The 2,426-nt window shown below is 45.3% G+C and carries 2 protein-coding genes; both read right to left on the reverse strand.

Annotation, left to right across the window (positions count from 1 at the left end):
* Positions 1-91: 91 nt before the first annotated feature.
* Positions 92-1,768, reverse strand: coding sequence for a FapA family protein (locus tag BCU12_RS09920; RefSeq protein ID WP_102404160.1), 1,677 nt, complete (start codon positions 1,766-1,768; stop codon positions 92-94).
* 281 nt (positions 1,769-2,049) lie between these two features.
* Positions 2,050-2,426: ATP-binding cassette domain-containing protein (locus BCU12_RS09925; protein WP_133153854.1), on the reverse strand; the 377-nt coding region annotated here is incomplete at its 5' end.

Raw genomic sequence — 2,426 nt, forward strand, 5'->3', positions numbered from 1 at the left:
AGCAAAAGTTTACAATCAAAAAAGAAGCTGGCTTACTGCCAGCTTTAACATTTCTAGAACCCTGTAAAACTTTCATTCGACAATCACGCCGCTACAACTCTGCCACGGCTTCATCGCCCATCATCGAAACACAATCAATCTTGTACTGATTAAACGTGAATACACTCGGGCCATGGCTGCGTTTTGTTGTCACTTTCTCATCACCAAATTGAACGGTCACATGGGAATAGACTTTACTCTTCACTTCAATAGAATTGGTGGCCAGCAGTGCATCAAACTCCTCTTTGAAAGCGTCCACCGCAAGCTTTGCTTTCTCTAGCTTGCTGTTTGCCTGTTCTTTGAATGTCTTTAATTCATCTTCTTGTTCTTGAGTACGCTCGGATTTGGGTGTTTTCTTAAAGCTCAGTTCACGCCTTACTACTTCCATTGTCGATTCTTGAGCAAGCTTATAACGTGCCTTTAGCTTCGCCATGCGTTCTTTATACATTGAGTACTTAGCGAAACCTTCAATATGCGTTGGCGTGTCACCTTCAACACCTAGGTTAATACAAGAGACCTTGCCACCCACTCTTGCTTCACCACCGCTCAATGTCCCTTGGCGACCTGAGGCGTCACTAACATTCAAATTCTTACCGCAGCGCAATATGTTGCCCATGCAGTGCACAGACAAATTAATATCATCTGCCGCTTGAAGCTCAGAAAATTGGGCGTAGTTGGCTTTAATCTGCCCACCCGATTTCACGACACAACTCTTCGAGTCTCCTTCGGAGCTTGTGTGGCCAATGATGCCTTTCGCCACTTCTATATCACCTTGAGCCTGAACATCGGCACTTTCTATGAAGCCGCCCACGGTGATGGATCCTGTGGCACGCACCACCATGTCTGACTCGATATTGCCCGTGACAACGATTGACCCTTTGAATTTGACATGGCCTGTCGCCACACCAATATTGCCCAAGCAAAGTGCGTTATCGACATCAACAGTTCGTTCTTTCAAGATAGGCATGCCCGATACACTGGCAAGCAATAAGTTGGGATTACTCGGGGAGATATGAGAGCCTTTCCCAGCGGAAAGAGGTTTGTCATTACCGGGTTTAGGTGGGATGATTTTCCCTTGAACGGTGATGCCTGGTGTTCCTTTCGTGGCAGGAACACGTTTCATAAGCGGCTGATCAATATCAACCGTAATCGTCTCGCCTAGATCAAGCATATCGACTTTGTCATCTTCACTTTGAGACTGCGGTGCTAATACCTGGCTTGACACATCTTCAACCAACGCCGTGAACTTGGCGTCTTTCCCTTGAATCTGGTTCACCCCTTTCGCGACAGGTTGCGTAAAGGTTTCTCCGGCTTTGAGCTGATTGCTCATCACGAGCACTTTTTTTAATGCGAGTTTGTTAATGCCTTTGGTGATGTGCGACTGAGACAAACAATGCACAATTTCATTGCCTCTAAGGCCGCGGCCACCATACGCCCCCGTGACAGTAATACTTGCGAGCATGTCATGATCGGAAAGTTCGACTTTCGCTTCCGCATTTCTGATCTCAGCCACCACAATTCCGTCGTAAGCGTCTTTCTTCATCTCTTTGGCACGCGTGACAAAACGCAACACATTCTCTTCAATCACGTAGAAGTGCGATGCTTCTACATTCGATAGCACCTCTTCAAGGCCTCTTGAATCAAAATTACTGTCGACTGTAATGTCTGCTGTTAATCGAGCAATGACTTGCTGTCCATCATCTGTTAACGAGATGAAGTTTTTCCACATACAACGTACCTGCCAAAAGAGCTAAACTATTAACCTCAGTTTATACAAATTATTTTAGGTGAAAAATATGTCATTCTCAAAACTAAGGCACATGTCACCAAAGGTGATGTGTATTCCAAAATATTTTGATCATTATGTACAGTATAGCCAAGTATCAAAACGTTAGCGATGCCATACAATTTACGTTATCTGGAGAGCGAGTCTAGAAAAAGCCCGTTACTCATTTCAATCAGTAACGGGCTTATATTTAGACGAAGAGTTTCATTACATGAAATGGAAAACTAACCATATAAGGTTTGGTAGAGTCCATCTTCCTGCACCAGATCATGGTGTTGACCCGATTGGATTACTTTTCCATCTTCCAGCACATAAATGACATCCGCTTGCTTAACAGCAGACAATCTGTGCGCGACAATCAGCGTGGTCTTGCCCACCAAGAACTCACTCATTGCTTGGTGCAATAGAGCTTCTGTTGCGGTATCAAGCGCAGAGGTTGCTTCATCAAGAATCACGAAATCAGGATTCGTCAGCACCATTCGAGCAATGGCTAAGCGCTGTCGTTGTCCACCCGATAAACGAACGCCCTGACGACCAAGCTGCGAATTAAGCCCATCCGGCATATCGGCAACAACCTCTGTCAGTTGAGCAACCGCCAATG

It is taken from the genome of Vibrio sp. 10N.261.55.A7 (assembly GCF_002877365.1).
GTDB lineage: Bacteria > Pseudomonadota > Gammaproteobacteria > Enterobacterales > Vibrionaceae > Vibrio.